At 52.7% G+C, this 24,102-nt stretch carries 29 protein-coding genes and 1 other RNA gene; 3 read left to right on the forward strand and 27 right to left on the reverse strand.

Annotation, left to right across the window (positions count from 1 at the left end; genetic code table 11):
• Window positions 1-6: 6 nt before the first annotated feature.
• The 6 genes from AC27IT_RS18435 to AC27IT_RS18460 all read right to left on the reverse strand — a co-directional run bounded on the left by AC27IT_RS18435 (window position 7) and on the right by AC27IT_RS18460 (window position 4,612).
• The gene (locus tag AC27IT_RS18435; RefSeq protein ID WP_005830505.1) at window positions 7-453 is read right to left on the reverse strand and encodes a YaaR family protein; all 447 of its coding nucleotides are present in this window, start codon (window positions 451-453) and stop codon (window positions 7-9) included.
• A gap of 144 nt (window positions 454-597) precedes the next feature.
• Window positions 598-927, reverse strand: a complete 330-nt coding sequence (locus AC27IT_RS18440; RefSeq protein WP_005830506.1) for a cyclic-di-AMP receptor — start codon at window positions 925-927, stop codon at window positions 598-600.
• A 132-nt stretch (window positions 928-1,059) separates the two neighbouring features.
• Entirely contained in the window at window positions 1,060-1,701 is a 642-nt protein-coding gene (tmk, locus tag AC27IT_RS18445) for a dTMP kinase (protein ID WP_005830508.1), read from the reverse strand.
• 48 nt (window positions 1,702-1,749) lie between these two features.
• Window positions 1,750-3,222 (reverse strand): aminotransferase class I/II-fold pyridoxal phosphate-dependent enzyme, encoded by a 1,473-nt coding sequence (locus AC27IT_RS18450; RefSeq protein ID WP_221843000.1) that lies wholly within the window; start codon window positions 3,220-3,222, stop codon window positions 1,750-1,752.
• 131 nt (window positions 3,223-3,353) lie between these two features.
• Window positions 3,354-3,536, reverse strand: coding sequence for a sigma factor G inhibitor Gin (locus AC27IT_RS18455; RefSeq protein ID WP_005830511.1), 183 nt, complete (start codon window positions 3,534-3,536; stop codon window positions 3,354-3,356).
• 59 nt (window positions 3,537-3,595) lie between these two features.
• On the reverse strand, window positions 3,596-4,612 hold the full coding sequence (locus AC27IT_RS18460) for a Rossmann-fold NAD(P)-binding domain-containing protein (RefSeq protein ID WP_241764869.1): 1,017 nt from the start codon (window positions 4,610-4,612) through the stop codon (window positions 3,596-3,598).
• Window positions 4,613-5,006: 394 nt separating this feature from the next.
• Between AC27IT_RS18460 and AC27IT_RS18465 the strand changes: the two genes are divergently transcribed.
• On the forward strand, window positions 5,007-5,537 hold the full coding sequence (locus AC27IT_RS18465) for a hypothetical protein (protein ID WP_005830515.1): 531 nt from the start codon (window positions 5,007-5,009) through the stop codon (window positions 5,535-5,537).
• Window positions 5,538-5,543: 6 nt separating this feature from the next.
• Here AC27IT_RS18465 and AC27IT_RS18470 read toward each other — a convergent pair whose 3' ends face one another.
• The 10 genes from AC27IT_RS18470 to AC27IT_RS18515 form a co-directional block, all read right to left on the reverse strand.
• Entirely contained in the window at window positions 5,544-5,813 is a 270-nt protein-coding gene (locus AC27IT_RS18470; protein ID WP_005830517.1) for a pro-sigmaK processing inhibitor BofA family protein, read from the reverse strand.
• Window positions 5,814-5,825: 12 nt separating this feature from the next.
• Window positions 5,826-6,056, reverse strand: coding sequence for a DUF2508 family protein (locus AC27IT_RS18475; RefSeq protein WP_005830519.1), 231 nt, complete (start codon window positions 6,054-6,056; stop codon window positions 5,826-5,828).
• 15 nt (window positions 6,057-6,071) lie between these two features.
• Entirely contained in the window at window positions 6,072-7,046 is a 975-nt protein-coding gene (locus AC27IT_RS18480) for a CPBP family intramembrane glutamic endopeptidase (protein WP_005830521.1), read from the reverse strand.
• Window positions 7,047-7,105: 59 nt separating this feature from the next.
• A complete protein-coding gene (locus AC27IT_RS18485) occupies window positions 7,106-7,594 on the reverse strand; it encodes an SRPBCC family protein (RefSeq protein WP_003843412.1) in 489 nt (162 codons plus the stop codon).
• 64 nt (window positions 7,595-7,658) lie between these two features.
• Entirely contained in the window at window positions 7,659-8,255 is a 597-nt protein-coding gene (gene recR, locus AC27IT_RS18490) for a recombination mediator RecR (RefSeq protein ID WP_005830525.1), read from the reverse strand.
• Window positions 8,256-8,283: 28 nt separating this feature from the next.
• Complete coding sequence (locus AC27IT_RS18495) at window positions 8,284-8,595, reverse strand: YbaB/EbfC family nucleoid-associated protein (protein ID WP_005830527.1); 312 nt, start codon at window positions 8,593-8,595, stop codon at window positions 8,284-8,286.
• Window positions 8,596-8,643: 48 nt separating this feature from the next.
• Entirely contained in the window at window positions 8,644-10,353 is a 1,710-nt protein-coding gene (dnaX, locus tag AC27IT_RS18500; protein ID WP_007776318.1) for a DNA polymerase III subunit gamma/tau, read from the reverse strand.
• A gap of 129 nt (window positions 10,354-10,482) precedes the next feature.
• On the reverse strand, window positions 10,483-11,913 hold the full coding sequence (locus AC27IT_RS18505; RefSeq protein ID WP_122952828.1) for a PAS domain-containing sensor histidine kinase: 1,431 nt from the start codon (window positions 11,911-11,913) through the stop codon (window positions 10,483-10,485).
• A gap of 230 nt (window positions 11,914-12,143) precedes the next feature.
• An RNA gene (ffs, locus tag AC27IT_RS18510) (signal recognition particle sRNA large type) lies at window positions 12,144-12,408 on the reverse strand.
• Window positions 12,409-12,463: 55 nt separating this feature from the next.
• Window positions 12,464-14,236, reverse strand: coding sequence for an HD domain-containing phosphohydrolase (locus tag AC27IT_RS18515; RefSeq protein ID WP_025848821.1), 1,773 nt, complete (start codon window positions 14,234-14,236; stop codon window positions 12,464-12,466).
• Between the two features lie 222 nt (window positions 14,237-14,458).
• Between AC27IT_RS18515 and AC27IT_RS18520 the strand changes: the two genes are divergently transcribed.
• Window positions 14,459-15,355, forward strand: a complete 897-nt coding sequence (locus AC27IT_RS18520; RefSeq protein WP_007776309.1) for an EamA family transporter — start codon at window positions 14,459-14,461, stop codon at window positions 15,353-15,355.
• 51 nt (window positions 15,356-15,406) lie between these two features.
• Here AC27IT_RS18520 and AC27IT_RS18525 read toward each other — a convergent pair whose 3' ends face one another.
• Window positions 15,407-16,063 (reverse strand): DedA family protein, encoded by a 657-nt coding sequence (locus AC27IT_RS18525; RefSeq protein ID WP_487092024.1) that lies wholly within the window; start codon window positions 16,061-16,063, stop codon window positions 15,407-15,409.
• Between the two features lie 23 nt (window positions 16,064-16,086).
• Window positions 16,087-16,674 carry a class I SAM-dependent methyltransferase gene (locus tag AC27IT_RS18530; protein WP_487092025.1) on the reverse strand — a complete coding sequence of 196 codons (588 nt, stop codon included), beginning with the start codon at window positions 16,672-16,674 and terminating at the stop codon, window positions 16,087-16,089.
• A 239-nt stretch (window positions 16,675-16,913) separates the two neighbouring features.
• Here AC27IT_RS18530 and AC27IT_RS18535 point away from each other — a divergent pair, with 239 nt between their 5' ends.
• The gene (locus AC27IT_RS18535; protein WP_007776298.1) at window positions 16,914-17,222 is read left to right on the forward strand and encodes a DUF4870 domain-containing protein; all 309 of its coding nucleotides are present in this window, start codon (window positions 16,914-16,916) and stop codon (window positions 17,220-17,222) included.
• Window positions 17,223-17,305: 83 nt separating this feature from the next.
• Here the strand turns inward: AC27IT_RS18535 and AC27IT_RS18540 are convergent, their stop codons facing one another.
• From AC27IT_RS18540 to AC27IT_RS18580, 9 genes are all read right to left on the reverse strand, one after another.
• Window positions 17,306-17,941, reverse strand: coding sequence for an NAD(P)-dependent oxidoreductase (locus AC27IT_RS18540; protein ID WP_005830543.1), 636 nt, complete (start codon window positions 17,939-17,941; stop codon window positions 17,306-17,308).
• Between the two features lie 285 nt (window positions 17,942-18,226).
• Entirely contained in the window at window positions 18,227-18,616 is a 390-nt protein-coding gene (locus tag AC27IT_RS18545; protein WP_005830545.1) for a rhodanese-like domain-containing protein, read from the reverse strand.
• Between the two features lie 21 nt (window positions 18,617-18,637).
• Window positions 18,638-18,904, reverse strand: coding sequence for a metal-sensitive transcriptional regulator (locus tag AC27IT_RS18550; RefSeq protein WP_005830547.1), 267 nt, complete (start codon window positions 18,902-18,904; stop codon window positions 18,638-18,640).
• Between the two features lie 110 nt (window positions 18,905-19,014).
• Window positions 19,015-19,506 carry a DsrE/DsrF/DrsH-like family protein gene (locus AC27IT_RS18555; protein WP_005830548.1) on the reverse strand — a complete coding sequence of 164 codons (492 nt, stop codon included), beginning with the start codon at window positions 19,504-19,506 and terminating at the stop codon, window positions 19,015-19,017.
• 88 nt (window positions 19,507-19,594) lie between these two features.
• Window positions 19,595-20,383 (reverse strand): sulfite exporter TauE/SafE family protein, encoded by a 789-nt coding sequence (locus AC27IT_RS18560; RefSeq protein ID WP_005830550.1) that lies wholly within the window; start codon window positions 20,381-20,383, stop codon window positions 19,595-19,597.
• Between the two features lie 324 nt (window positions 20,384-20,707).
• The gene (locus AC27IT_RS18565) at window positions 20,708-20,932 is read right to left on the reverse strand and encodes a sulfurtransferase TusA family protein (protein ID WP_005830554.1); all 225 of its coding nucleotides are present in this window, start codon (window positions 20,930-20,932) and stop codon (window positions 20,708-20,710) included.
• 14 nt (window positions 20,933-20,946) lie between these two features.
• Window positions 20,947-22,107: an MBL fold metallo-hydrolase gene (locus AC27IT_RS18570; RefSeq protein ID WP_487092026.1), complete on the reverse strand. Its 1,161-nt coding sequence runs from the start codon at window positions 22,105-22,107 to the stop codon at window positions 20,947-20,949.
• Window positions 22,108-22,120: 13 nt separating this feature from the next.
• Entirely contained in the window at window positions 22,121-22,708 is a 588-nt protein-coding gene (locus tag AC27IT_RS18575) for a sulfurtransferase TusA family protein (RefSeq protein WP_221843005.1), read from the reverse strand.
• 668 nt (window positions 22,709-23,376) lie between these two features.
• On the reverse strand, window positions 23,377-24,066 hold the full coding sequence (locus tag AC27IT_RS18580) for a hypothetical protein (RefSeq protein WP_197187094.1): 690 nt from the start codon (window positions 24,064-24,066) through the stop codon (window positions 23,377-23,379).
• Between the last annotated feature and the right edge of the window lie 36 nt (window positions 24,067-24,102).

A 24,102-nucleotide genomic window follows, 5' to 3' on the forward strand; every position in this document is an offset into this window, starting at 1 on the left:
CACCCACTAAAAATACAAATTAATCAGCATGCCGCGGATTTCACCAATCCGGGCCAACAAATCAATCGTCGGTGCCTGATCGCTAAGCAACTCGTCTGTCAGACGCAACAGCTCGGCATCGACCTGTTTGACGATTTTGTAAAGCCTGCTACGGCCTCGCCGATTCATTCCTCGCCGGTCATCCAGGGCGACGCCGTACTTGACGGCTTCCTCCATGAACTGTTTGACGAGGTTTTTATAGGAATAGAAGTCGCGAACCGAGCGGGATCTGGCGAGAATTTGCCCCATCCTGTCAATGTCGCCGAGCAGCCGGTTGAGCAGCTCCTGGGACATGCGCTCGTCTTCTCCTTGCATCATCGTGCCAAAATTCAGCTTTTCGAGCTGAGGATTTCTCCGCGAATCCGCGGTTTTTATCATGTCCAGCTTAGGTCTTGGCCCGTCGCCGATTTTCATCACGCCACCCCACAGAACCGATCAGTAGAGGATTTTTTCCCCGTTAGATCAAGTATAAACGAAAGCGGCGAAAAAAGAGAGCAGGAACCTGTAGATTGGAAGAAGGATTCATTGCAGATTGCAGTTGCGCCGGGTCGCATTGCGTCAAAACGAGTGGAACTCTCCGACGTCGAGCACAAACACAGCGGCTCCGCCCACTTGCACTTCCAACGGGTACGGCATGAACGAATCTACCGCATTGCTGAGAGGGGAAACGGGAGTGACCATTTGCTTGCGGGATTTGCAGTGGTGCGCAATGATGTCGATTACTTCCGGCACGCTTTCGTCAGACGTACCGATCAAAAACGTTGTGTTGCCAGCTCGCAAAAAGCTTCCGGTACTGGCGAGCTTCGTCGCGCGAAACCCTTTCTTCACCAGTTGTTGAGACAGACGACCACTATCTTTGTCCTGGACGACCGCAACTACCATTTTCATCGGCTATCACCCTTTCCGCAAGAATCAATCCCGCATGGTTTGCTTCATTGTATGAAAAACACGTAGGCTTGGTACGATATTTCGCCTAAACATATTATACAGTATGTACCTGTACATGCGGTACTGCGAACCTTACAATCTGGCAAGCAATGCGCGCAGTGCCGACTCGTACACCTGCTCCATCGGTTGCTCGGCATCAATGACGACAAAGCGCTCCGGCTCTCTTTCCATCACCAGTCGGTACCCTTCCCTGACCAGATGGTGAAAGCGGATGTCTTCCAGATCGAGGCGATTGACCTCCCGGCCGCGCGCTTTGTTGATCCGCGCAAGCCCCGTCTCGGGCTTCACGTCAAAAAACAGCGTCAGCTCCGGCATGCAATCCCCGACGGCAAAGCGGTTGATCTCGTACACTGCATCAATGCCAAGTCCCCGCGCATGGCCTTGGTAAGCAAGGCTGCTGTCGATGAAACGGTCGCACAGCACGAGCTTGCCAGCCGCCAGAGCCGGCAGCACTTTTTCCGCCAAATGTTGGCGTCTCGCCGCAGCGTACAGCAGCGCTTCCGTCCGCTCGTCCATCTGTGTATGCGCCGGATTGAGGATGATTTCCCTGATTTTCTCCGCAATATCAATACCGCCCGGCTCGCGCGTCAACAGCACGTCCACTCCGCGCGCGCTCAGCTCCTCGTACAGCTTGGCGATCACGGTCGATTTCCCCGCTCCTTCGCCGCCTTCGATTGTAAAAAATCGGCCTTTTTGTCCTGTTGTCACTTCCATACTCCTTCCGTACCTGCTGTCACAGGCCGCATGCTTGCCAGCTATAAATTAACGCAATACTTGAATCGTTTGCAGCCGATCATCCTGTACCCCGTGAAAACGGGTATGTCCCCTCCGCAGCTCGGCAAGCATCGCCAAGCCTTCCTCGTCCATGCGCTCTCCCGGCACCAACACCGGAATGCCTGGCGGATAAGGGATGACCATCTCCGCAACTACCCGTCCCAACGCCCGCTCCAGCGGAATCGTCTCCCGCGGACGGTCGACAGCCTCGTGCATCGGCACAGCCTGCTTGCGCAAGTAATGCGAGGAGACTACGCCATGCAGCAAAATCCGCTCCTCTTCCAGCTCTACCTCCGGCGAGATGGATTCCAGCAAGCGAAGGAGCGCCTCCAGATCCCGCAGAGAGGTTCCCGCTGACGCGGCCAACAGCACGTGCGACTCGTCGGCCAGCTCGGGAAAAAGTCCGTGCCTTTCCATCAATTCCTGCAGGGCAAGCCCGCTCATCTGTCCGGTTCGCAAATGCAAAAACAGCTTCAACGGATCAAATGTCGTGTACACCCGGCTTGCGCACGGCTGCGGCCACTCCAGCCACTCCATCTGGGCTGTTCGCTCCTGCAGCTTGTCCAAAAGCGGCAGCAGCCGCTCCCATTCCTCGTGAGCCTCCAACGCCAGATGGCGTCTGGCCAGGTCGAGCGAAGCCATCAAAACATACGACGGGCTGGAAGACTGTAGCATGGCAAGCTGCCGATACAGCCGTTCCCGGTCTATTCGTTCGCCCTGCAAATGCAGCATGGAGGACATCGTCATGGCCGAAGCCATTTTATGCGTGGACTGCACGGCCGCATCCGCCCCCGACTGCATCGCCGAGAGAGGAAAAGCCGGATGGAAGCCAAAGTGCGCTCCATGCGCTTCGTCGATCAACAGCGGAATGTCGTACCGATGCACGATTGCCGCCATTTTTGCCAAGTCGATCCCCATCCCGTAGTAGGTTGGATTCGTCAAAAAAACAGCCTTGGCATCCGGGTGTGCTTGCAGGGCACGCTCCACATCCTCGCGTCTGACTCCCGCAGCCACGCCTGTTGCCAAATCTACGGCCGGCACCAAAAATACAGGCGTCGCCCGCGCCAGGATGATTCCGTGAAAAACAGATTTATGGCAGTTGCGTTGTACCAAAATTTTATCTCCAGGCCGGCATACCGTCATGATGAGGGCGATGTTTCCGACTGTACTGCCGCCAATCAAAAATCTCGTCTCTTCGGCTGAAAAAGCCTCCGCAGCCAACGCCTGGGCTTCTGCAATCACGCCCTGGGGCTGGTGCAGGTCATCGGTTCCGGTGATTTCTGTCAAATCCAGCTCCAGTATGGATTGAAACCGCTGCTTGGCGTGGCTGTCAAAGCTGTGGCCCATCTTGTGTCCTGGCACATGAAACGGATGCGGGCGATGCCTCGCGTGCCGTTCCAGATGTTCATACAGGGGCGCACGCTTTTGCCGCTCCCGAAATTCAGCATCTCTCGTAAGCACGCGCGACTCACGTCCTTTGTCATGAATGAATTACCCATTATTTTAGCATGATTTGACAAGGGAATAACGGAATTTTGCCAAGCTTTTTGGCAAACGAAAAAAGACACCGGGAATGCCGATGCCTTTTTCCGTCACGCATCTTTTCGCAGCCAAATACGTCTCATCTGGTGGATAAAAAACGGATACTTTTCGTCCTGGACGTCGGTATTTACCATTTCCTGTTCGCATTTCTGGCAAATAAACTGCTCGCAAATGGCGATTCCGTCATTTTGCTCCTGTTCACAGACGATACATCGCTGAGCAACTTTTTCCATAGTAAAACGCCTGCCCTTTTCCTCAATCTACCAACCATTATACCCCATTATAATCGGCATCATTCCCAAACGTTCGTCTTTTCGCCGACAGCTCGGTAACCTTTGCAAAAGAGCTGGGCTTCTTGGGCAGGAAAACAGGAGGCTGCATCAACGACCAGCGATTGTCGCATCGTGTGGGCCAGCTCTTGCAAGGACAGCTCGGCGGCCACCTCCAGCCCGTCACCGATCACAAGCAAATCGGCTTCCTGCACAGCGGCCTTCCAGGAATCGCAACGGACCCACCCCGGACGTGCCTCGTTCGGAAATGGCTCGTCCGTCCCCGTGTACACAGCGACCGCCTTATCGGCAAGCCAGCCTTGGGGCATTTTGTTCCACAAGTCTGCCGGGCCAATCAGCGCGATTCGCTCGATTTTCGTTTTTTGCAGGACATGTTGGCATTCCCGCACGAGCCACGCGCAGACAAGCGAATGATCCTGGTGCACGGGGTCTAACCAGCCTTGCCCGACTCGCGTGTCCAGCCCCAACGCCCGGGACACCTGCTTGAGCGATACGCCGTTGTCGTCACACGCCTCGCCCATCTCCCAATAAAATCGTTCCTTCCACGCCAAATAGCGGGGGAGCTGGCGAATCGCTTCATCTACCTCCCGCCGTCCGCATACCATGGACAATTTGCCGTGGTCAGCGAGCAGCCGACAGAGGCGGCGCATCTGTTGTCCGACCGGACCGCCCCCGAGCAGCACCCGTTCCTTTCCTGACCACAGGCTCATCCGCACCACTTCATACGGCTTTTGGCTGGCCTCGCACGCTGCCGCCAGCTCATCAGCCCAGCCATACGGCGCTTCGTCTCCAAATACAAGCAGCAAAACGGGGCTGTTTTCCTGGCGCAAGCTGTTTCCGCCAAGTTCCTGCAGGCGGCTGTAATCGCCCAGCCTCGTCAGCAAAAGCCCGTCCACCTCTTCGGCGGGTTCCTTTTTTTGCGCGACGAGCAGATCAATTCCACATTCTTTTAGCGACTCGCCCCACTTGTGTAAGGTTTGCTCAGCAGCGACCCATAACTTCATACGCTGATGGCGCAAATGTCCTCCTCCTCTCCTCTGGCTTGGCGGCATGTTTCGCCGCATCTTTCGTGCCCAATCACGGCCAATCCCAATTCATTCCTTTTTAGCGTACCCATAAACCGCTTGCCCATCACATCAGCGGCTTCGTTTGCCTGCCGGAAGCGTACTGTTTTCCAGGCCGCAAACGGTTAGAAAACTTGGCTGCGCCAATGGCTTGGCGCAGCCTTAGTTGCACTTATCTGTACAAAAAAGCCGCCAGTCCGGCAAAGGACCAACGGCTTGTCAGCATCAGGTACTGGCTTTCTCAAGATTTGCGACTGTGCGATAATGGGGAAAAGAACAGCAACAGCGTGATCGCTGTCGTACATACATGCCAGTCTCGACAACCAGACCGCAAAGGAAGTGACTTTTTATGAAGGGACATGCCCACCAACATACGATTTACAGCTACAAGCTGCTCTACCGTTTTCGCTGGGGGCTGATCGGGTATTTGCTTCAGCTCGTGCTGATCGGCCTGTCCCTGATCGGCAGCTCCATGCTGTTGCAGGTGCCTGTCGCCTCGCTCGTCGTCACGCTGGCGATCCTGCCCGTTGTGCCGATCTGCCACCTGTTCATTTTTCGGCTCTACGCCCGCCTGCGCTCGCAAAAGCCACGGACAACCGCCGACATGCTCGTCTCTCCATGGTGGGGGGCCGGGTACCTGCTTCCCGTGCCGCTGTCCGTTTATCGGGCCAGCGAGTGCACGGTGCTGTTCGGCAGCGTCTTCATTGCGGCCGGAGCGTACGTCTGGCTTTCGGCCGACTACGGGCTTACTTTGCTCGGCGGTGTCGTGATCGTGGCGTTGCCTCGCTTGATTGCCCTGCTCGCTTCTTTTCGCCAACCCAGCGAAAGCCGGGTCAAATACGAGAACCGCGGCATTGCCTTTTTGAAAACAGATGGTTAAAAATCGTCAGGACATGATCCACAGCTTGATGACGATCAGGGCGGCGAGTCCTGGCAGGCGGAGAAATCCGGCGACCAGCGCGGTGACCGGGTTGATCGGAATGTGGAAGCTGGCCAACTCGCCAACCAGATTGGTGAAAAACAACAAAATGGCGCCAATGACAACCTGCATGACTCCAAAGCCGATCCACCTGATCGGCGTAGTCACAGACTTGCTTGCCGCTGTCAAAAGCAAAATCCCGACAATAATCAGAGCGATGATCCACCCCGTAGCCATGATTGCCCCCTCCTACGCGTGCTTGCGATGCCGCTCGCGTTTTGCCTGTGCCAGCAAGTACATATACCGCTTTTCCGTTACGTGCAAATAGTAGATGACATCCTCCAAACCGCCATCCGGCTCGCTGACCTCGACGAGATGGCGGGCATGCTGCCAATCCTCACGGGCCTGATTCACGGCTACATCCAGACTTTCGGCATCCCAGTCAATGACAACCCGCTCTTTTTTGCCCCACCTGCTCAACCTGCAGACCCTCCTTTAGTTAAAGTAATACAAAACCCCCGTCATGTTGTTCACCGCGTGCAGCAGCACAGCTCCCCAGATCGACTGGTAGCGGTGCCGGACAAAGCCCAGCAAAAGCCCGATGACAAACAGCGGCGCAAACAACGCCACGTCAATGTGCAAAAGAGCAAACCAGAAGCTACTGAGCACAATGCCTGCCACTGCTCCTACGCGCCGAACCAGATAAGTCTGAATCACACCGCGAAACAAAATTTCCTCTGCGATCGGCACCATGATCCCTATGACCGCAAGCGATGCCAGCGCCGCCAGCAAATCGGTATCCTTCGCCGAAACAATCTCCTTTTCAATCTGCTGCTCTCGCTCCGAAGACAGCGACAGCCCAAGCCAGTCGGCTATCGGATTGGTCACCAGCACGTCCAGCAAAAGCACAATCAGCAGGAACAGCACCAGCAGCAAGACGAGCATTTGCTTGATCCGAACGGGTCGGCACACCCCGATTTCCCCTAGCCGTCCGCGAAACCACAGCGGAATCAGGATGAGCAGAAACAATTGAAAGACAGCCGACTCCAATGTGCCCGCAACCGTTCCGACAGCAAATAGCGAGTCTTCCAGCACGAAACCGTACAAGATCAGCACCGCCGTCTGAAACACGTGCATCCACGCCACGATGTGCACCACGTCGTTGCCTGTCAGCTCGCGATTTCCCCATAGCCACAAGGTCTGCCTGCTTTCACGCGCGAGGCCGTAAATGAAGCCGACGGCTGCGATGACGCTAAGCACCGCGACCCCAAAAACAAGCAGCCCTACCCATGCCTGTGGTTGGTCTGCCGTAGAAGCAATCCACTTGCCGTCCTCTCCGAGACGAAAGCGAATCATGGAAAACTCGGCCGCAAACATCAGCCAATACCCGATAAACAGCATGATCGCCCACGGCGTGGACTTTTGTCGCCCAGCCCAACTCGCAAGCGACGGTCCTGGTCCTGTCAGCATTTCCTCACGCTCCTACTTCAACTCTATGTCTCGTCCACGAAAAAAAGTCCGCCGTCTTCTCACGATTTCTTGCTTTCCTGCTGCAAAGCCCGGGCCTTTGCTTCGGCTGCCTGCTTGATGTACTCGTTTCGCGTGCGCAAAAAACGGGTCATGTACGCCTCAAGCACCAGCCAGTCAAACAGCTTTCCCAAGATGCCAAAAGGAGAGGAATAGTCAAAAGTGTCCAGCATTTTCGTTTCGTTCTCGCCCAGCGGCACGAACTCATGCGTGTGGTGGAAACGCTTGAACGCGCCGGAGACCATTTCATCGACAAAATAACGGGGCGCTTCCATTTCCGTAATCTTGGCAGTCAAATGCTGCTTGATTCCAAAATGGACCGCTTCCCACGTAACCGTCTCGCCCAGGTTGATTAATCCGCTGGTGACCCCGCCGATCGCCTTTTCCCGCGTACTGGCGGTAGACTCCATGTGCAAGTCAATGCTGCGCGCCGCATCAAAGCAAATCTGCTGCGGCGCCTGAATCGTAAACTCCATGCGAATAACAGGCATCGTGCCCCTCCTTGTCGCCTAAACGAAAAAAAGACAGGCAGTTCCCCCGTCTTCTTTTTCACTCTTATAGATCGCGCCTGCCTTCCAACGCTTTGCTCAAGGTAACCTCGTCCGCGTATTCCAGGTCTCCACCCACTGGCAATCCGTGCGCGATTCGCGTCACGCGGATTCCGAACGGCTTGATGAGCCGCGATATGTACATCGCCGTGGCTTCGCCTTCGATGTTCGGATTGGTGGCGAGGATCACTTCCTTCACCTGTTCGTCGCCGAGTCGCTTCAGCAGATCAGGAATGCGGATGTCCTCCGGCCCGATGCCGTCCATCGGAGAAATCGCGCCGTGCAGCACGTGATAGTAGCCCTCGAACTCTTTCGTCTTTTCCATCGCCACGACATCGCGCGGTTCCTGGACGACGCAAATGATCGAGCCATCTCTGCGTTTGTCCCGGCAAATGTGGCACGGATCAAGATCAGTAATGTTGTTGCAGACCGAGCAATAGTGAAGCTGGCGCTTGGCGTTGACCAACGCCTTTGCCAGATCAAGCACGTCGTCTTCTTTCATGTTCAGCACAAAAAAAGCAAGCCGCCCAGCGGTTTTGGGACCGATGCCGGGCAGTTTCATAAAGCCTTCGATCAGCTTGGAGACCGGCTCTGGATAGAACATCGCGAATAACCTCTTTTCCTGCCCGATTTTAGAACAGGCCCGGGATGTTCATGCCTCCGGTGAATTTGCCCATTTCTTTGCCCATCATTTCATCCGCTTTGCGCAGCGCGTCATTCACGGCTGTCAGCACCAGGTCTTGCAGCATTTCCACATCTTCCGGATCAACGACTTCCGGCTTGATGACGATGTCTCTGACTTGCTTGTGTCCATCGGCTTTGACGATTACCGCGCCGCCGCCCGCAGAGCCTTCGACGATTTTGTCTTTCAGCGCTTCCTGCGTTTTTTGCATTTCTTCCTGCATTTTCTTCACTTGCTTCATCATCTGTTGCATTTGCTGCATGTTTTTCATTCAGGTATCCTCCCTATGATTGTCGATTGTTTGGACTGGCTAGTCTTTTACTTCTATGAGTCCTTCCCCTACAAGCTTGATCGCTTCTGCCAGAAACGGATCTTCCTGCTCTGTGGCCGGGCCGTCTTTTTGCGCTGCCGCCTGCTGGTCGATGCCTTGCCATTCTTCCTCCATGACGGACAACAGTTGCAACGGCCTTCCCAGCACAGTAGACATGACTCGCTCCACGACGCCCTTCAGTTCAGGCTCCATGGTTTTATCACAATGGATCGCGCTGGAAAAAGTGACGATCACCGCATCGTTCCCGGCGGCTACAGGCTGACCGTTGACCAGCCACGCCTGATACTGGATTTTGATCTTTTTCAGCTCGGTTAAAATCTGGCTCCACTGCCCCCGAACCTGTCTGGTCAAATTCTCATCCAGCGCCTTGGCTACTTCCCTGACGCGATTGAGCGGTGTTCGCGAACCGCCGCCTGCGGCTGCTACCACGCGTCTCGGCTCGCTTTTGCGCGGCTCCTCGGACTTTTGCTGGCCGGGCAAGCTGACTTGGCCTTGCAGCACCTGATTCAGCCGCTGCTCCAAAGTACTGAGCCGTGTCGCCATAACGGTCAGTTCCTCGTTGCCGACCGCTGGCGCCGTTCCGCTTGTCGCCGCCGCTACCTGGGCGTTTGGCTGGCACAGCTTCACCAGTGTCAGCTCCACCAGCACCCGCGCATACGTCGACCATTTCAACTGGGACAGCGCCTGGTTGCACGTCTCGATCGTCGCATACAGGGCTGGCAAAGAATACAGCTTGGCAACCTCCTGGAACTGGTCGTCGATCATGGTTCGCTCCACAATCTCCTCCAGTTGCGGCGCTGTTTTCAGCAACAGCATGTCGCGGTAATAGTAGAGAAAATCGTGCAAGAACTGCTCCGGGTCTTTTCCTTGCACCATTACCCGATCGAATTGTTCCATCACCTGCGCGACATCGTTTTGGGCAATATATCTCGCGAGGACGGAAAAATACGATTGGGCCACCGTACCCGTGATCTGCATGATATCGCTGGCGCGCACCTGATCCTTGCTGTAGCTGATCGCCTGGTCCAGCAAGCTCAGCGCGTCACGCGCCCCGCCCTCCGCCATCTTCGCCACGAGCTGCAAGGCCTGTTCTTCGACCTGCACTCCTTGCGACTGACAAATCCGCTGCAGCAGATTGACCATCACCTTTAACGGAATCCGGTGAAAATCGAAGCGCTGGCAACGGGAGATAATCGTTGCCGGCAGCTTGTGCGGCTCTGTCGTGGCCAAAATAAAGATGACGTGGGAAGGCGGCTCCTCCAGCGTTTTCAACAGGGCGTTGAATGCCTCTGTCGTCAGCATATGCACCTCGTCAATGATGTACACCTTGTACTTGACGTCGCTCGGAGCAAACTTCACCTTATCGCGAATGTCCCGGATTTCCTCGACCCCGCGGTTGGAGGCGGCGTCGATCTCCAGCACATCAGTTACCGAACCATTGGAAATCGCTTTGCATGTCTCACATTGATTGCACGGCTCGCCATCAATCGGCTGCTCGCAGTTCACTGCCTTGGCCATAATTTTGGCCGCACTTGTCTTTCCCGTACCTCGGGGACCGTTGAACAAATAAGCATGAGAAAGCCTATTTTCGCGTAAAGCATTACGCAAGGTTATCGTCACATGTTCTTGTCCGACTACATCCTGAAACGTCTGCGGCCGGTATACGCGGTATAGCGCGGTATAAGCCATGTTCGTGTGACACTCCCCATCTGCACAGTCCTCTTCCATATCCTATTCATTATACACGATTGGTACCGTTCATACAAAGAAAACGCCCCGTTCACAAGTGTGCGGGACGCTTTTGTCGAGACTGGACCTTTACAGATACGGCAGCATGATGTGGAAGGTCGTCCCGTACCCTTTGGACGACACGCGAATCTGGCCGCCGATGTCGTGGATGATTTTTTGACAGACAGACAAGCCAAGCCCTGTCCCTTCTTCTTTTGTCGTAAAAAACGGATCGAAAATCTTGTCGATAATGTAGAGCGGAATACCCGGCCCTGTATCGTGGATGTCGATGCTCATCTTGTCTCCGTCCTGGTCGAGATGATGGGAAATTTGCAAAGTTCCCTGCTCGCCCATCGCTTCGATTCCGTTTTTGCATATGTTGATGAATACTTGCTTCAGCAGCTCGGTATCGCCCACTACCATCGGAAGCTTGCCGCGAGAGGTGAACCGAACTTCGATTCCGTACAGGAGTGCCTGCGATTCGACAATCGGCATGATTTCATCAAAAACCGTATTAAGGTCGACCATGGCATATTGAATATCACGCGGCTTGCTCAGGAGCAAAAACTCGCTGACCAGCGAATTGATCCGATTGATTTCCGTCAGCATGATTTCCGTATAAGTCTTTTCCCGATCCATGCCGCTGTCGGTAAAAGACTTGAGAAACATCTGCAAAAACCCTTTGATGGAGGTCAGCGGATTGCGAATTTCATGGGCCGTGCCAGCGGCAATCTGCCCGATCATCGCCAACCGCTCGTTCCGCTCGATTTTTTGCTCAAAAGAACGCAGGTTGGTAATGTCTTTAAACAGGATAAAAGCTCCGACCGTTTTGCCCGACTCGTCCTGCAGCGTATTGGCGTCGACGATCAGCTCATAGCGCTGATTGTCATTCGTCCAGGACGTCGCGACGTTTTGCAGCTTCACGCCTTCCAGAAGCTCTTTTTTAATCAGCCGATGCGGCTCCGGAATCCCGCTGAATACTTCATCCACGTGCTTGTTGATGACATTGAGCCGCTCCATGCCCAAAAGCTTGCAGGCTGTCTGACTGGCCTCGACAATGCGCGAACGCTCATCGAGAATAAACAGCCCTATGCTCGTATCGTAGGTCAGCTTGGTCATGAGCCGCTGAGACAAGACCTGATCGGTTTCTTTAGCCAATTGGTAAAAATGAACCAAGTACAAGGGATTCTCTGCTTGCTGAACCAGTATCATCACAGGCGTTTTCCTGCTTTTCCCCTGTTTGTCACGCCATTCTACTTCCACATTCGCTCCCCTCTCCTCTTCTCTTTGCAAAAGCTCCTCGTACATCTGCTCCATGGAGCCCTGATAAGGGAGGATGGTCGCTACGGGTTGCTTGATAAGCTGATCGCGTGAATATCCGGTAACACGAAGCAGTTGTTCGTTTACTTCCACGATACTACCCGATTGATTCACCAATAAAACGGCAGTAGGCAGTTGATGCATGAACCGCTGCAATCGTCCGGACGAGCCAACGAGATGTAACGAAAAAGGTGCACTCACAGCTTGTCCCTCCTGGCCTATGACGTACTTCATGAGCAAAGAAACCCACGTCATTTCTCAACTATTATGAAACTTCGTGAAAAAAAGCTCAACACCTGCCCTCCAAGGCAAACCTCTCCAGAGAAATGTTTCGCTAGTTATCGTCAAATTCCAACAAAAAATATATGGATCGGCAAATAAAAATAGCATGCTTCCCGCAGGAAACATGCTATTGAACGTTCGTATAGGTACCGTGCACCTATCTTCGATAATTCTTATCCAAGCGTTACTCATGGTAGCAGCTCAGAGCAGGCTACCCTGCGGCACACGCGATGATCCACTTATGGCTGCTTCCTTCCGGACCTGACCAGGTTCATGGGTTCGCGTTGCACAGGACCCGCTCCTCAACACCGCCGCCATAAGGCAGCCTCACATAAGAAAACCTAGGATAGGAATTCAACCCTGCTATTGCGGATTGCAGGTTACAGGGCACCGCAACCTCCCCGTCTAGCACGGTACGATTAGAATACCAAAGATACGAGCCGATAGCAAGGTGAAAAGCCATCCAATACTAGGTAGCGGCTTTTTCCTTGACAATACTGTCACTGTTTTCGGTCGGCTGTGGCACCTGAATGGCGCCGCTCAAATACGCCCTTTGAAAAATGGCGACGATCTCCGGATCAAACTGGGTTCCTTTGCAGCGCATGATTTCCTCGTACGCCTCTTTTCCCGACATGGCATTGCGGTAGGAACGGGTGGAGGTCATGGCATCAAACGTATCGGCGACTGCCAGTATTCGGCCGATCAGGGGAATATTTTCTCCCTTCAACTGGTACGGATAGCCTTTTCCGTCCCAGCGCTCATGATGGTGCCTGATGCCCGGACTGACATGAGCCAGGCTCTCTATCTGCTCCACGATATCGGCCCCAATCGACGGATGCCGCTTCATAAATTCGTATTCCTCGTAGGTGAGCTTGCCCGTTTTCAGCAGCACGTGATCGGGAATCGCCACTTTGCCAATATCGTGCATCAGACCGGCATAGCGCAAATCATCACGGGTAAATCCAAGCTGCTCCTTGTCCAGCATTTGATCGTAAATAATGAGTGCGTACTGGGTCACCCTCTCTGTGTGCCCGGCTGTATAAGGGTCCTTCATCTCCACCGCCAAGTAAAAGCTGCGGACAATCTGATCGAGCCCTTTTTGGGAGTATTCCCGCTCCCGTTCGATCAGCGACTGTATCTGGGCCGCCATCATGTTGAACTTCTTTTCCAAAAACGTGATCTCGCGCATGCCTTCAATCGGTACGCGTATGGAAAAGTCGCCCTTTAACAAAGCATCGGTTGCGTCAACCAGCGTGTAGATCGGCTTGCTAATCCAGCGGGAAATGCGGTGGGCCACATAACCGGAGAAGATGACCACGAGACAGATCGTGAACCACAAAATGAATTTCATCCGTTCCAGCCGATTGGCGATATCCTGGTCGGGCAGCCATTCCACATAGGTGATCCCGCTCGTTGGCGACGTCTGATGGTACGCGTACACACTCTCGTTGCGAAGGTGGACAGCAAACACTTTTTTCTCCTCGGATTCGAGCAAGTGCTTGCTCAGGCTTCCGTACTCGGGCGCTACGGAAACGTTTTTCCCGATCAGCTCCATATCCGGGTGAACCAATATTTTCCCGGAAGGCATCAGCACCATCAGGTTGTTGTACTTGGCGATCGGGCTGTTGTTCACCCAACTGGCCAGCTCGTCTAGCTTGATCTCAACGAACAAGAGTCCTGACACCTCTTCGCTGTGGCCTTCCACGCGCTGCGAAACAAACAGCGATTTCGGGTTCCCTTGTTCATCTGTGCGGCTGAGCAGCCAAATCTGGCTCTCTCCGGTCCCCCACGCCTCTTTTTTCAACTCCGACGGCTGTCGCTTCTCCTCCCAGCCATCCTCCGGCTGCAAGGAAATGACTTGCTTATCATCGCGCACAAAATGTACGTTGCGGATCAGATTGCGAAAGTATGTAAAATTTTCGAAGGCATCCCGTACCTTGCTTCGTTGAGCTTCCCGATCGCTTGCGGCGAGAGGGTCCTCCAGTCGATTCTCCTGAGACTTGGGTATTGACATTCGCAAGACCGGATCGTTTGCCAACTGATTCGTGTCGTGTTGGATCGTCTGAAAAATCGTGTTCAGCCGCCTGTCAACAGAATCGAGATGCCCCCCGATGCTCGTTTCGTATTGCTCAAAAACTGCCTTCTGGGCTTCCTTGTAGAAGAGAAAACAGATGAGCAGGATGGGGAACAGGCTCAGCAATAAAAAGGTTGCAAATAATCGGTCTTTCAACTTCAATAACACAAGCCTCCCCCTTTTTCTTCTGGTTGATCGCGCTCACAAAGCTATACCTTCTGCTGTTGGGTATGCTTATTTTGTGTCCTTATCCCTATTACCGCGTTAGCACGAAACGTAAACCTTTAATTTACCAGATTTGGCTTCTTTTCTTCACACAAATAGACAAAGCTGTCTCATGCATATTATCCTAGCTAAGAATTACTGTCTAATAGTAAGGAGATCCATCCCATGCGATATATTTTTCTTGTTTTTCTGGGGGCATGCAGCTACGGCATTTTGTCGACAATCGTCAAGCTTGCCTACGGTCAAGGGTATTCCCCGGCAGAAGTCATCGGCGGCCAGATGTTCTTCGGCTTCGTCCTCACCTGGATACCCGCTCTCTTTTTCCTGCGGACAAAACCGGGAAAAAAACAACTGCTGCTTCTGGTCGGCGTCGGCTTGGCTGTCGGCTCCACGGGCATTTTGTACTACAATGCCTTGCGCTTCATTCCGGCCTCGATTGCGATCGTCCTGCTGTTTCAGTTCACCTGGATGGGAGTGCTGGCCGAGGCGATTTTGACCAAGCGGATTCCGGATAAGCCCACGCTGTTTTCGCTTGTCCTGCTGCTGTTCGGAACATTGCTTGCCGGCGGAGTATGGGAAACAGGCGGAATCGCCCAATTTCACATCATGGGTGTGGTGCTCGGACTGCTGTCTGGCGTCTCCTACACGCTGTTTTTGCTGTTCAGCGGCAAAGCTGCGGTCAGCGTCAATCCGTGGGTGCGCAGCGCGAGCATGTCTACCGGGTCGTTTTTGCTGGCGGCGCTCGTCTACACGCCTGTGTTTCTCTGGAACGGCTCGCTTTTGGACGGATTGTTTCCGTACGTATTTTTACTGGCCCTTTTCGGCATCTTCATTCCGACAGTCTGCTTCAACTTCGGCATTCCGCATACCGGACCGGGGATGGCTGCGATCCTCGGTGCGGCCGAGCTGCCTATGGCAGTATTTTCTTCGTACATCATCCTGCATGAGTCCGTATCGGCGCTGCAGGTGGCAGGCGTCGCCGTCATCCTGCTCGGAATCGTGCTCCCGGAGTGGCTGCGCCAGCGCCAAAGGCAAAAACAGCGCAGTTCCTCCCTCCGCTGAATACGCAAAAAACCCATCCTGTGCAGAAAAATCTGCGCGGGATGGGTTTCTTTATTCGGTTCCTTCGCGTTTTACCGTCAGCGAGGCCGCACCTGGAGCCTGGCTCCTTTGTCTTTTCCATAGCGTATATCCGTAATAGCTGATGGCAGCCAAAATAAACAGACCTGCCGCTGCCACGATCATCGTTTGATTGAACATGCCCACAAATGCGTTGAGATGCCCGACGTTGTTGCCCATCAGGTTGCCGGCGAAAAACAAAACCAGCGTCCAGACAAGTCCCGTCGTGTAGGAAAACAGGGCGTAACGGCGGAACGTCATTTTTCCGATGCCCACCAAATACGGCACCACATGCCGGACGACAGGCAAAAAGTAGCTGATGCACAAGGCGTAGCTGCCGTAACGGTCCAGCAGCACCTGCGCCCGGTCCACGTACTTGTGCATCCCTTTTTTCTTGCCGATCCAGTTCAGCGCCGGAGCGCCGAGCCATCTCCCCAGCACGTATCCGAGCGACAGACCGGAGACAACCCCCAGATAGGTCGCTACAAAAGCCGGAAACACATTCAAGATTCCGAGCGAGGTCAATACGCCCGCCGACAGCACAATCACTTCATCCGGAATCGGCATTCCGACAATCCCTAGCCATAACATGAAAAAAAGGGCAAAATAGCCAAACTGACCAACCGATTCGGTCAGCATCTCCACAATCATCGCTTTGTCCTCCTATCGGGCTGCTACTCGTGCCCTTTGCGGCAGACGTAGACAAATGCCGGCGGCAGATTGAGCGGAACGAGCTTCACGGTCATGTTTTCAAACACGGTGGACAGTTGCTTTTTCATCTGGAGCGAATATTGAAAGGTGACAAATACCCCGCCCGGCTTCAACGCAGCATATACTTCATCCATAATTTGATCGCGCAACTCCTGCGGGAAGTTGGCAAACGGTAGCCCCGACACAATACAGTCGGCCTTGTCCAAACCCGCTTCACCCAGCACGCGGGTCAAATCGACTGCATCTTCATGAAAAAGCACGTTGGGGAATTGCTGCTCTAGCTTTTCGCGCATTTTGTTTTCTTTTTCAAAGGAAACCAGTGTCGCCTCCGGCCGCTTCATCTGCTCGATCCAGGTAGTAAAAATCCCTGTACCCGCGCCCAGCTCTACAATCGTATGGGCCTGGCTCCAGTCAATCGGCTGCATCATCTGCTTTGCCAACGCTCGGGAGCTAGGTGTAATGCTACCTACTTGCCCGGGTGACTGTAAAAAATTATAGAAAAACATCAGCCGGTCCTTGATGCTAACCGGATGATGACAATCGATCATCATGTAAGACGCTCCCTTCGTCGTTTCCTTACCTCTCATCATATCCAGAAAACATTTAGAATTATCTTTCCAAAAACGAAAGATTTTCTTAATACTATAACAGTAAACGTTTGGAAATCAAAACGCCTCCGTCTGGGGTCGGAGTTACAGATCACGCTTTTGATGGTTACGATGGGATCGACATGTGCGTTACAATAAGGTCAACAAGATCATTCGTCACACAAGACGAGGAGGACTATTCCATGGATTATAGAGGGGTAAAAGCAATCACTCACGCCAGCGCATTTTTCGCACCGTTTCTGGTGCCCATCGTCGTCTGGCTGCTCATGCAAGAACGCGACGCGAAAAATATGGCTCTCCAAGCCTTGCTGTTCCATCTGTTCATGAGTATTCTCATCAGCATTTCCTGGGTTCTCTCCTTCGTGCTGATCGGGATTCCGTTTTTGATCGTGTTTGGCTTGATGGCGATTTACTACCCGATCAAAGGGATCATCTATTCGTTGCAAGGCCGACCGTTCCGTTACCCGGTCATCGGTTCGATCGTGGGGTAAGCCTAGTCCGTGTCAAACGCAAAAATGCCAGCGCCCGTTTTAGGGTCGCTGGTCTTTTTGCTGTGCTGCCTGCTTGTCTTTTATTATTTGGAACCGACTGTGAAACGTTGGTTCAGATGCTGCGGATTTTCGATTTCATCGAGTACCGCAATCGCGTAGTCCGCGTAGCTCACATAGCTTTGTCCGCTGCTGTTGACCAGCAGGTGGTCTTTTCCGAGCTGGTACGTGCCTGTTCGCTCGCCCTCAGGATCGAAGAAGGCGGAAGGACTGATGAAGGTCCATTGAATCCCTTCCGTTGCTTGCAGGATGCGAAGGTTCTCTCCCTGATTTTGCGCAGTCGCCAGGTACGCCTCTGGAAAATCAGGCGCTTCCATCACGCGCGTCGTTTTCGCTTCGTCGACGAACAAGCTGCCTGCGCCGCCAACTACGAGCAAGCGAGTCGCCGGAGCGCCCTTCATCGCTTCGATCAAAACGTTGCCAGCCTCGACATGCAGATGTTCTTTGCCAGCAGGAGCGCCGAACGCGTTCACCACTGCGTCAAAGTCCTTCAAGTCTGCTGCTGTCAGCGCGAAAATATCTTTTTCCACAACGGCTGCTTTTGGCTCGTCGATTTTGGACGCGTCACGGACGATCGCCGTTACTTCATGCCCGCGATCCAATGCTTCCTTCATAATCAGCTTACCAGCTTTACCGCTTGCGCCTACAATTGCAATTTTCATCGTGTTGTTCCCTCCATCGAAATAGAATGAGTGGTCATGCGTGCGAATATAAGCGATTGGCCGCTTTTTGTTGTAACTAAAACAGTTACAGCATGCACAAAAAAATTTGCGGCCTGGACTTGCTCGTCTTGTTGTAATCATTTTAGTTACAACAAAATCATCTGTCAATACTGTTTTTTCCCGCCTGTATGCAAAAGCATCTGCTTTACCCGGAAATGCGGCTGCTGAATGTTGCTTACAGCCTCACTTTTTGCCCGGATGCGGCAGATGCCCTGATTCGTAGCGTCACTTTTGTTTTGTCGGCCCCTGCCAGGTAATCAGCCCGCCCTGGAGGTGCGCCATTTGCGTAAAGCCGTGTTTCTTCAAAATTTTTGCCGCCTGCTTGCTGCGCAGCCCGCTGCGGCAGTAGAGGAGAATGTCGTTTTTCGGAGAAATCTCCTTCACTCTGTTGTTCAACTGGGAGAGGGGAATATTAACAGCCGTAGGGATGTGCCCGTTTTTAAATTCATGCGGCTCGCGCACATCAATCAGCATTACTCTGCTTTTTTGGTTTACCCGTTCCTTGAATTGCTCTGCCCGCAAATTTTCCAGCCCCTTGACGGGCATGAAGCGGGAGATCAAATACCAGGTTGTCAAAGCATACGCGATAATAAGCAAAATCGTCGTGAAGTCCATGTGAACATCCTTCCTAATGAATTAGCGACTTTTCACCAAAAGCTCAACCGCTTCTTTTACCATCTTGCTCGTGTCGCCGCCGTTCGCCTGCTCCTCCAGCAGACAGCGCTGCAAATTCTCTGCTACGATCTGCGCGATGGCCTTGTCAGACGCGTTGCGGACTGCAGACAACTGAGCGACTACTTCCTTGCAGCTTTTCTGCTCGTCCATCATTTTCAACACGCCGCGGATTTGTCCTTCAATTTTGCGCAAACGTCTTTTGATATCGTCACCGTAGTTGTAATCCATGTGAAGTCCTCCTCCTGTTTTTAGGATCGCGGATACATATACAGGTATCTTATGCGAAAAGCAGGCTTTGTCAAGCGAGCGCGCATGCTTTGTCCCTTCGAATTGTCCGTTCAAATAAACAGATTGACTTTTGCCTGTGTCGCATCGCCCAGGTAGGCTGCCACGCCCGCGTACTCCATCCCGTCGATCAGCTCCTCCTGCTTCAACCCCAACAGGTCCATCGTCATCGTGCAGGCGACCAGCTTGACTCCTTGCTCCTGTGCAAGCTCAATGAGCTGGGGCAGCGTCAGGGCGTTGTGCTTTTTCATGACATGCTTAATCATTTCCGGGCCCATCCCGAGCATATTCATTTTGGACAGCCCCAGCTTCTTCGCCCCTCTCGGCATCATCCAGCCAAACATTTTCTCCAAAAAGCCCTTTTTGACCTTGACGATCTCGTTCTTGCGCATCGTGTTCAAGCCCCAGAAGGTAAAGAAAATCGTCACGTCGTGGTCGTAGGCGGCTGCCCCGTTTGCGATGATAAACGCTGCGATCGCTTTGTCCAAATCGCCGCTGAACAGAACAATCGTCGTTTTTTCTTTCTGGTTTTGGTTTTCCATCATTGCAGAACCCTCCCTTATACTATTACTCCTATAGGTATTCAAGCGGACAAAAAGAAGCTTCCTTAAAAAGAAAGACCTCTTCTTCGCGTTACAAAATATCGCTCCAAACCTTGATGGCCGTCGCAGCAATCAGCACGATCAAGCCATAGCGCAAATATTTGACGTCCATATTGGCGCTGACCATACTGCCAAGCGGCGCTCCGAGGATGCTGCCAATGACCGTGAACAACACCGGAAGCAACGGGATGTGCCCCGCGTACAGCTTGCCTGCGACACCACCGATGGCAGAAATGAATACGATAGCCAGTGACGAAGCGATGGTGACGCGTGTAGGAATCTTGAGAACCGTCAGCATGATCGGAATGAGGATGAAGGCGCCGCCCGCTCCCACAATTCCGGAGACAATTCCCACGACGAAGGCTGCCGGAATCGCTACGGCGCGATTGTATTCGATCTCATCCGCTTGTTCCTGCGTCCCCTTGTTCTTTTTCAGCATCAAAATGACGGCGACGACAGCCAAAATCCCGTACACCAGGTTGATACTGTCGCCTGACATGTACTTGGAAGTCAGGCCGCCCAGGAGGCTTCCGACCAAAATGCTGATTCCCATGTCTCTGACAAGTCCTTTGTGCACCAGAGGCGAGCCTTTGCCGTTGCGCTTGCGAAAAGCAATAACCCCGGACAGGGACGCGAAAAACACCTGGAACATCGAGATGGACGATACCTCCTGCGCGGAGAAATGAGCGAGTCCAAGCCCTGCCGGAACGAACAGAAGCAATGGATAGTTGATGATCGCTCCGCCAATCCCCAGCATCCCGGAGAAAAAGGAACCGACAAAGCCAAGAGTAATCATGAGTAAAAACAGCAAGATGTCCATAAGTCCTCCCCGCATTCCACGCAAAAATGACACGGGAATGCCCTAGCCACTTTTCAAATGCTCACTCGTCAGGTAAAATAAAACCAAGTAAATAACTGTGATTAAGGTGATATAAATGGTCCGTTATTTAAAAACCATTTTTCAGCATCGCTGCCCCACTTGCAAAGAACCGCTGCGCTCCCAGCGCAACAACCTGCTTTGCGAAAAAATTTGCCCCAACGGCCATTTTCGCGAGGAAGTCTACCCTCACCTCGGCGTTCGCATTGTCTATGAAAATAAGGACTAAGCGAACACTTCTTGCGCGTGCCCGCTTAGTCTTTTCGCTTACAGCTTTTTCACCAAAAACTTGTACACCCCGTTCTCTACTTCATGAGCCACCAGCTCGTTATTGGTCTGCTTCACCCATGCGGTAAAGTCCTGGAGAGATCCTTTGTCCGTCGAAAGCACTTCCATGGTTTGCCCCGGCTTCAGCGTATCGAGCGCCTTTTTCGCTCTCACAATCGGCATTGGGCAAGCGAGACCTTTTGTATCTACAACGATATCTGCCATGTCTGTTTTCCCCCTTATTTATCGTGAACGGCGCAACGATTCGGCCCCGTTTCCATCTCGCGCTGCTCTTCTTCGTCCGGCTGCAATCTGCCCATGTTGACTTGACGGATTTCCTGATAGGCGTTAGGCTGCGGCGGCAACTGCTCGGTAACGACGCGCCGGAACTCGGCTTCATTCGCAATGTTCAAGCCTGGATTGTCTCGGTACAAATCGCCCAAGCGCGCTGATACGACTCCATCCGGCCCCAGCTCGACATAGCTGCCAAAATGAGCGGGCAAAACCAGCAGCTCTTTGGACAGCTCTTGATAACGATTATACAAGGTGTCGCGCAGGTCTCCTACCCAATCTTGCGCTTTGCCAGCCAAATCGGGCCGCCCGATGGATGCCACGAACAAAATGTCGCCTGTGAGAAAGTACGTGTCGTCTACAAGCAAGGACGTGCTGCCGATTGTATGTCCCGGGGAATAGATCGGCAAAATCGAAATGCTGGTCGTGCCGACCTGAATGATTTTTCCTTCCTCCAGCTTTTCATAGGAAAAGGTGACTTCTTCCGCGTCTTTTTCCGGGAGCCAGTAGGTTGCGCCTGTGCTTGTAGCGAGCTTCCTGCCGCCTGATATATGGTCGGCGTGCAAATGCGTGTCAATCGTATGGGTGATGGTCAGGTTGCGCTCTTTGGCAAACGCTTTATAGACGTCTGTCATGCGCACCGAATCGACAATGGCTGCTTCCTGGCCGGAGACGATCATATAGGACAGGCACCCTTTTCCGATGCGGACAAATTGATAAATCTCCCCGCCATCGCGCAAGTCGCCCACTTTGACAGGCTCCAGATGCTCGCTCCACTCCTTCATCCCGCCTTGCAGGTAGTACACGTCGTCCAGTCCCGCTTCCGCCAGTTGCTCCGCCACGAAAACGGACGAGCCTTCCTTGGCGCAGACCACGAGTATTTTTTGATTCACCGGGAGCTTGCCGACGATCTCTTCCACTCCGTCCATCAGCTCGAAATACGGGGCATTGATGCTCTCGACCCGGTGGCCTTCGATGCGCCAGTTTTCATAATCCTCTCTGTTGCGCACGTCGAGAATGAATAGCTCCTCCTGCGCAAAAAGCAGCCGGGTCAATTCGTGCGCGGTCATTTTTTTCCCTTTGGTTTGTTGGTGTTGCAGGTTGCTCATGCCAATCTTCCCCTCACTGGTTTTCTACCGGGCCACCCCAACCGTCCATGCCCGGAACGACGTTTTTGACACGGGAAAAGCCTTTGCCCGCAAGCAACTGGCACGCCAGATCGCTGCGGTTGCCAGAACGGCAGATGACAAACATGTCGCGGTCCGTCGGCAGCTCATCGAGATGCTGCTCCAATACCCCTAGGGGTATTGATTTGGCCGCAGGAATCCGTTGGAACGCGTATTCGGCAGGTTCACGCACGTCTATCAGCAGAAACGGTTCCGGGGATTGCAGCCTGGCTTGCAGCTCTTCGTTCGTGATCGTGTGCGGGTATTTCGTCTCTGCCTTCGTCTCCTGGGGACTGGCTTTTCTGAGAAAATGCCTCATAACATCACCCTCCTGGATCGAGCCTAAATAGTGGTGCCCGGTATTGTTTGCCCAGCCCTTCATGTCAGCGAGCGAACCTTTGTCAGTAGCTTGCACCTCAATGACCTGGCCTGGAGCGATTTGTTCCATCGCTTTTTTGGTGCGGACGACAGGCATCGGGCAAGCCAGCCCTTTGCAGTCCAAAACCTTATCGACAGAAAAATTCGGTCGTGCTTGTGCAGACATGCTGTGTTTCCTCCTTGCGTTTTGAATGGGGTTTTTGGTTGAAAGACAGGTTTCGGTTTACAGCGTCTGTTTTATACATATACCCCTATGGGTATTATAATATGTGCAGAGGTTTTCTTTGTCAACAGGGATTCGCTTTGTTTTTGGCAAGGGGGTGTTGTCCGGTGCAAGGGTGACAGGTGACGGCTGGCGGGCTGTTGCTGGCGGCTGTCACGAATCCGTCCATTCCGGCATTTTGTTGATTTGTCTGCGGAGGAAACGGATGTGTACGTGGTAGACAAACAGTTTGCGTGAACGTATGTGCGGACGCATGAGGCGGGATGGTGTGGGCCTTATTTTTGCAGGAGGTGAGGAAACAAAAAAGACAGCTTTCGTTCACTGTCCTTTTGACATTCATTTGATGCTGGATTTGTTCGGCAATAAGTAAAACAAAAATATGCCCTCGACAATGGAGAACAAGTCATTGTAATAATAATTAGGGAATCGGGTTTGATGCTGTTTATTAAGCTTTTCCGTTACATATAATCTGGAGTTGTCGGAAAAGACAATGGTTGCTCGTTGGGCGAATATCGAGCTTCGCATGCCTGTGCCGTCCGTGTCATGTATAAATTGTATCGCATGTCCAAAAGTCTTTTTCAAAACCTCCAAATTTGTGGCAGGGTTGCCGATCATAAATCACCAATCTCTTTAAGAAGGGATTTCCATTCCTTTCCTTCCCTCGCCCAAATCCAATCCTCGGAGTCATCCGGATTTCCTTTTTCGCTTACGACCTCTTGATATGGCTTCGCATAGCGTTTTTCAAAGTAATTTATCGTCTCTACTATGAAGCGGATACGACTTAAATTCCCGCCATGAGAAGGAGAAGACAATTCCCCCATTTTCTCTTTTTGTTCATAGATTTCAACTATTTCACGAACCGGGATTCTTTCTTCTGTCGGTGAGATCCACAACGTATTTTCACATATTCGCGCTTGCTTGTTTCTCCGGGAGCGCTCTACTCCAATAAAGCGGCCAGCGTAAATCCAGTTATTAATCGTCGTAATGCTCACTCCGAAAAATTTCGCTAGCTGCCCTGTTGAATATGTTCTTCCAAACTCTTCTTCTTGTGCAACATGCATCAAAATCGAACCAAGCTTTTGCAGTTCTTTCTGTAATTCGGCATGCATTTCTTGATTAGGATATTGCTCGAGAATTTTCTTCACTTCACTCTGAAGCTCGCTTGACAGGGAAGTTGTTTTTCTAATGACATTGAATAACACCTTAAAAGTCGCTTCGGCCTTTTCCGGATCACTCCCTACCTCAGCAATGACCCGCTCAAATGTTTTACGCTCGGCCTCACTTATGGCCATATACCTCACCTCACTCACCTCCTATTCTATCCAAACTGCAAGTCA

The organism is Brevibacillus sp. YAE8 (genome assembly GCF_057543335.1).

What these genes read in the sequence shown, in the direction of transcription:
- AC27IT_RS18560 (WP_005830550.1), bottom strand. Translation starts at nt 20,383, where the DNA reads ATGGACATCTTGCTGTTTTTACTCATGATTACTCTTGGCTTTGTCGGT.
- AC27IT_RS18525 (WP_487092024.1), bottom strand. Translation starts at nt 16,063, where the DNA reads ATGATTGTGGAGATGCTGACCGAATCGGTTGGTCAGTTTGGCTATTTT.
- AC27IT_RS18575 (WP_221843005.1), bottom strand. Translation starts at nt 22,708, where the DNA reads ATGTCTGCACAAGCACGACCGAATTTTTCTGTCGATAAGGTTTTGGAC.
- AC27IT_RS18555 (WP_005830548.1), bottom strand. Translation starts at nt 19,506, where the DNA reads ATGATGGAAAACCAAAACCAGAAAGAAAAAACGACGATTGTTCTGTTC.
- AC27IT_RS18495 (WP_005830527.1), bottom strand. Translation starts at nt 8,595, where the DNA reads ATGCAGCAAATGCAACAGATGATGAAGCAAGTGAAGAAAATGCAGGAA.
- AC27IT_RS18435 (WP_005830505.1), bottom strand. Translation starts at nt 453, where the DNA reads ATGAAAATCGGCGACGGGCCAAGACCTAAGCTGGACATGATAAAAACC.
- recR (WP_005830525.1), bottom strand. Translation starts at nt 8,255, where the DNA reads ATGTTCTATCCAGAGCCGGTCTCCAAGCTGATCGAAGGCTTTATGAAA.
- AC27IT_RS18550 (WP_005830547.1), bottom strand. Translation starts at nt 18,904, where the DNA reads ATGGATTACAACTACGGTGACGATATCAAAAGACGTTTGCGCAAAATT.
- AC27IT_RS18470 (WP_005830517.1), bottom strand. Translation starts at nt 5,813, where the DNA reads ATGGCTACGGGGTGGATCATCGCTCTGATTATTGTCGGGATTTTGCTT.
- AC27IT_RS18530 (WP_487092025.1), bottom strand. Translation starts at nt 16,674, where the DNA reads ATGATGATCGATTGTCATCATCCGGTTAGCATCAAGGACCGGCTGATG.
- tmk (WP_005830508.1), bottom strand. Translation starts at nt 1,701, where the DNA reads ATGGAAGTGACAACAGGACAAAAAGGCCGATTTTTTACAATCGAAGGC.
- dnaX (WP_007776318.1), bottom strand. Translation starts at nt 10,353, where the DNA reads ATGGCTTATACCGCGCTATACCGCGTATACCGGCCGCAGACGTTTCAG.
- AC27IT_RS18565 (WP_005830554.1), bottom strand. Translation starts at nt 20,932, where the DNA reads ATGGCAGATATCGTTGTAGATACAAAAGGTCTCGCTTGCCCAATGCCG.
- AC27IT_RS18485 (WP_003843412.1), bottom strand. Translation starts at nt 7,594, where the DNA reads ATGCCTGTTATTCGCATGGAGTTTACGATTCAGGCGCCGCAGCAGATT.
- AC27IT_RS18465 (WP_005830515.1), top strand. Translation starts at nt 5,007, where the DNA reads ATGAAGGGACATGCCCACCAACATACGATTTACAGCTACAAGCTGCTC.
- AC27IT_RS18520 (WP_007776309.1), top strand. Translation starts at nt 14,459, where the DNA reads ATGCGATATATTTTTCTTGTTTTTCTGGGGGCATGCAGCTACGGCATT.
- AC27IT_RS18570 (WP_487092026.1), bottom strand. Translation starts at nt 22,107, where the DNA reads ATGAGCAACCTGCAACACCAACAAACCAAAGGGAAAAAAATGACCGCG.
- AC27IT_RS18540 (WP_005830543.1), bottom strand. Translation starts at nt 17,941, where the DNA reads ATGAAAATTGCAATTGTAGGCGCAAGCGGTAAAGCTGGTAAGCTGATT.
- AC27IT_RS18440 (WP_005830506.1), bottom strand. Translation starts at nt 927, where the DNA reads ATGAAAATGGTAGTTGCGGTCGTCCAGGACAAAGATAGTGGTCGTCTG.
- AC27IT_RS18545 (WP_005830545.1), bottom strand. Translation starts at nt 18,616, where the DNA reads ATGGACTTCACGACGATTTTGCTTATTATCGCGTATGCTTTGACAACC.
- AC27IT_RS18535 (WP_007776298.1), top strand. Translation starts at nt 16,914, where the DNA reads ATGGATTATAGAGGGGTAAAAGCAATCACTCACGCCAGCGCATTTTTC.
- AC27IT_RS18480 (WP_005830521.1), bottom strand. Translation starts at nt 7,046, where the DNA reads ATGCTGACAGGACCAGGACCGTCGCTTGCGAGTTGGGCTGGGCGACAA.
- AC27IT_RS18455 (WP_005830511.1), bottom strand. Translation starts at nt 3,536, where the DNA reads ATGGAAAAAGTTGCTCAGCGATGTATCGTCTGTGAACAGGAGCAAAAT.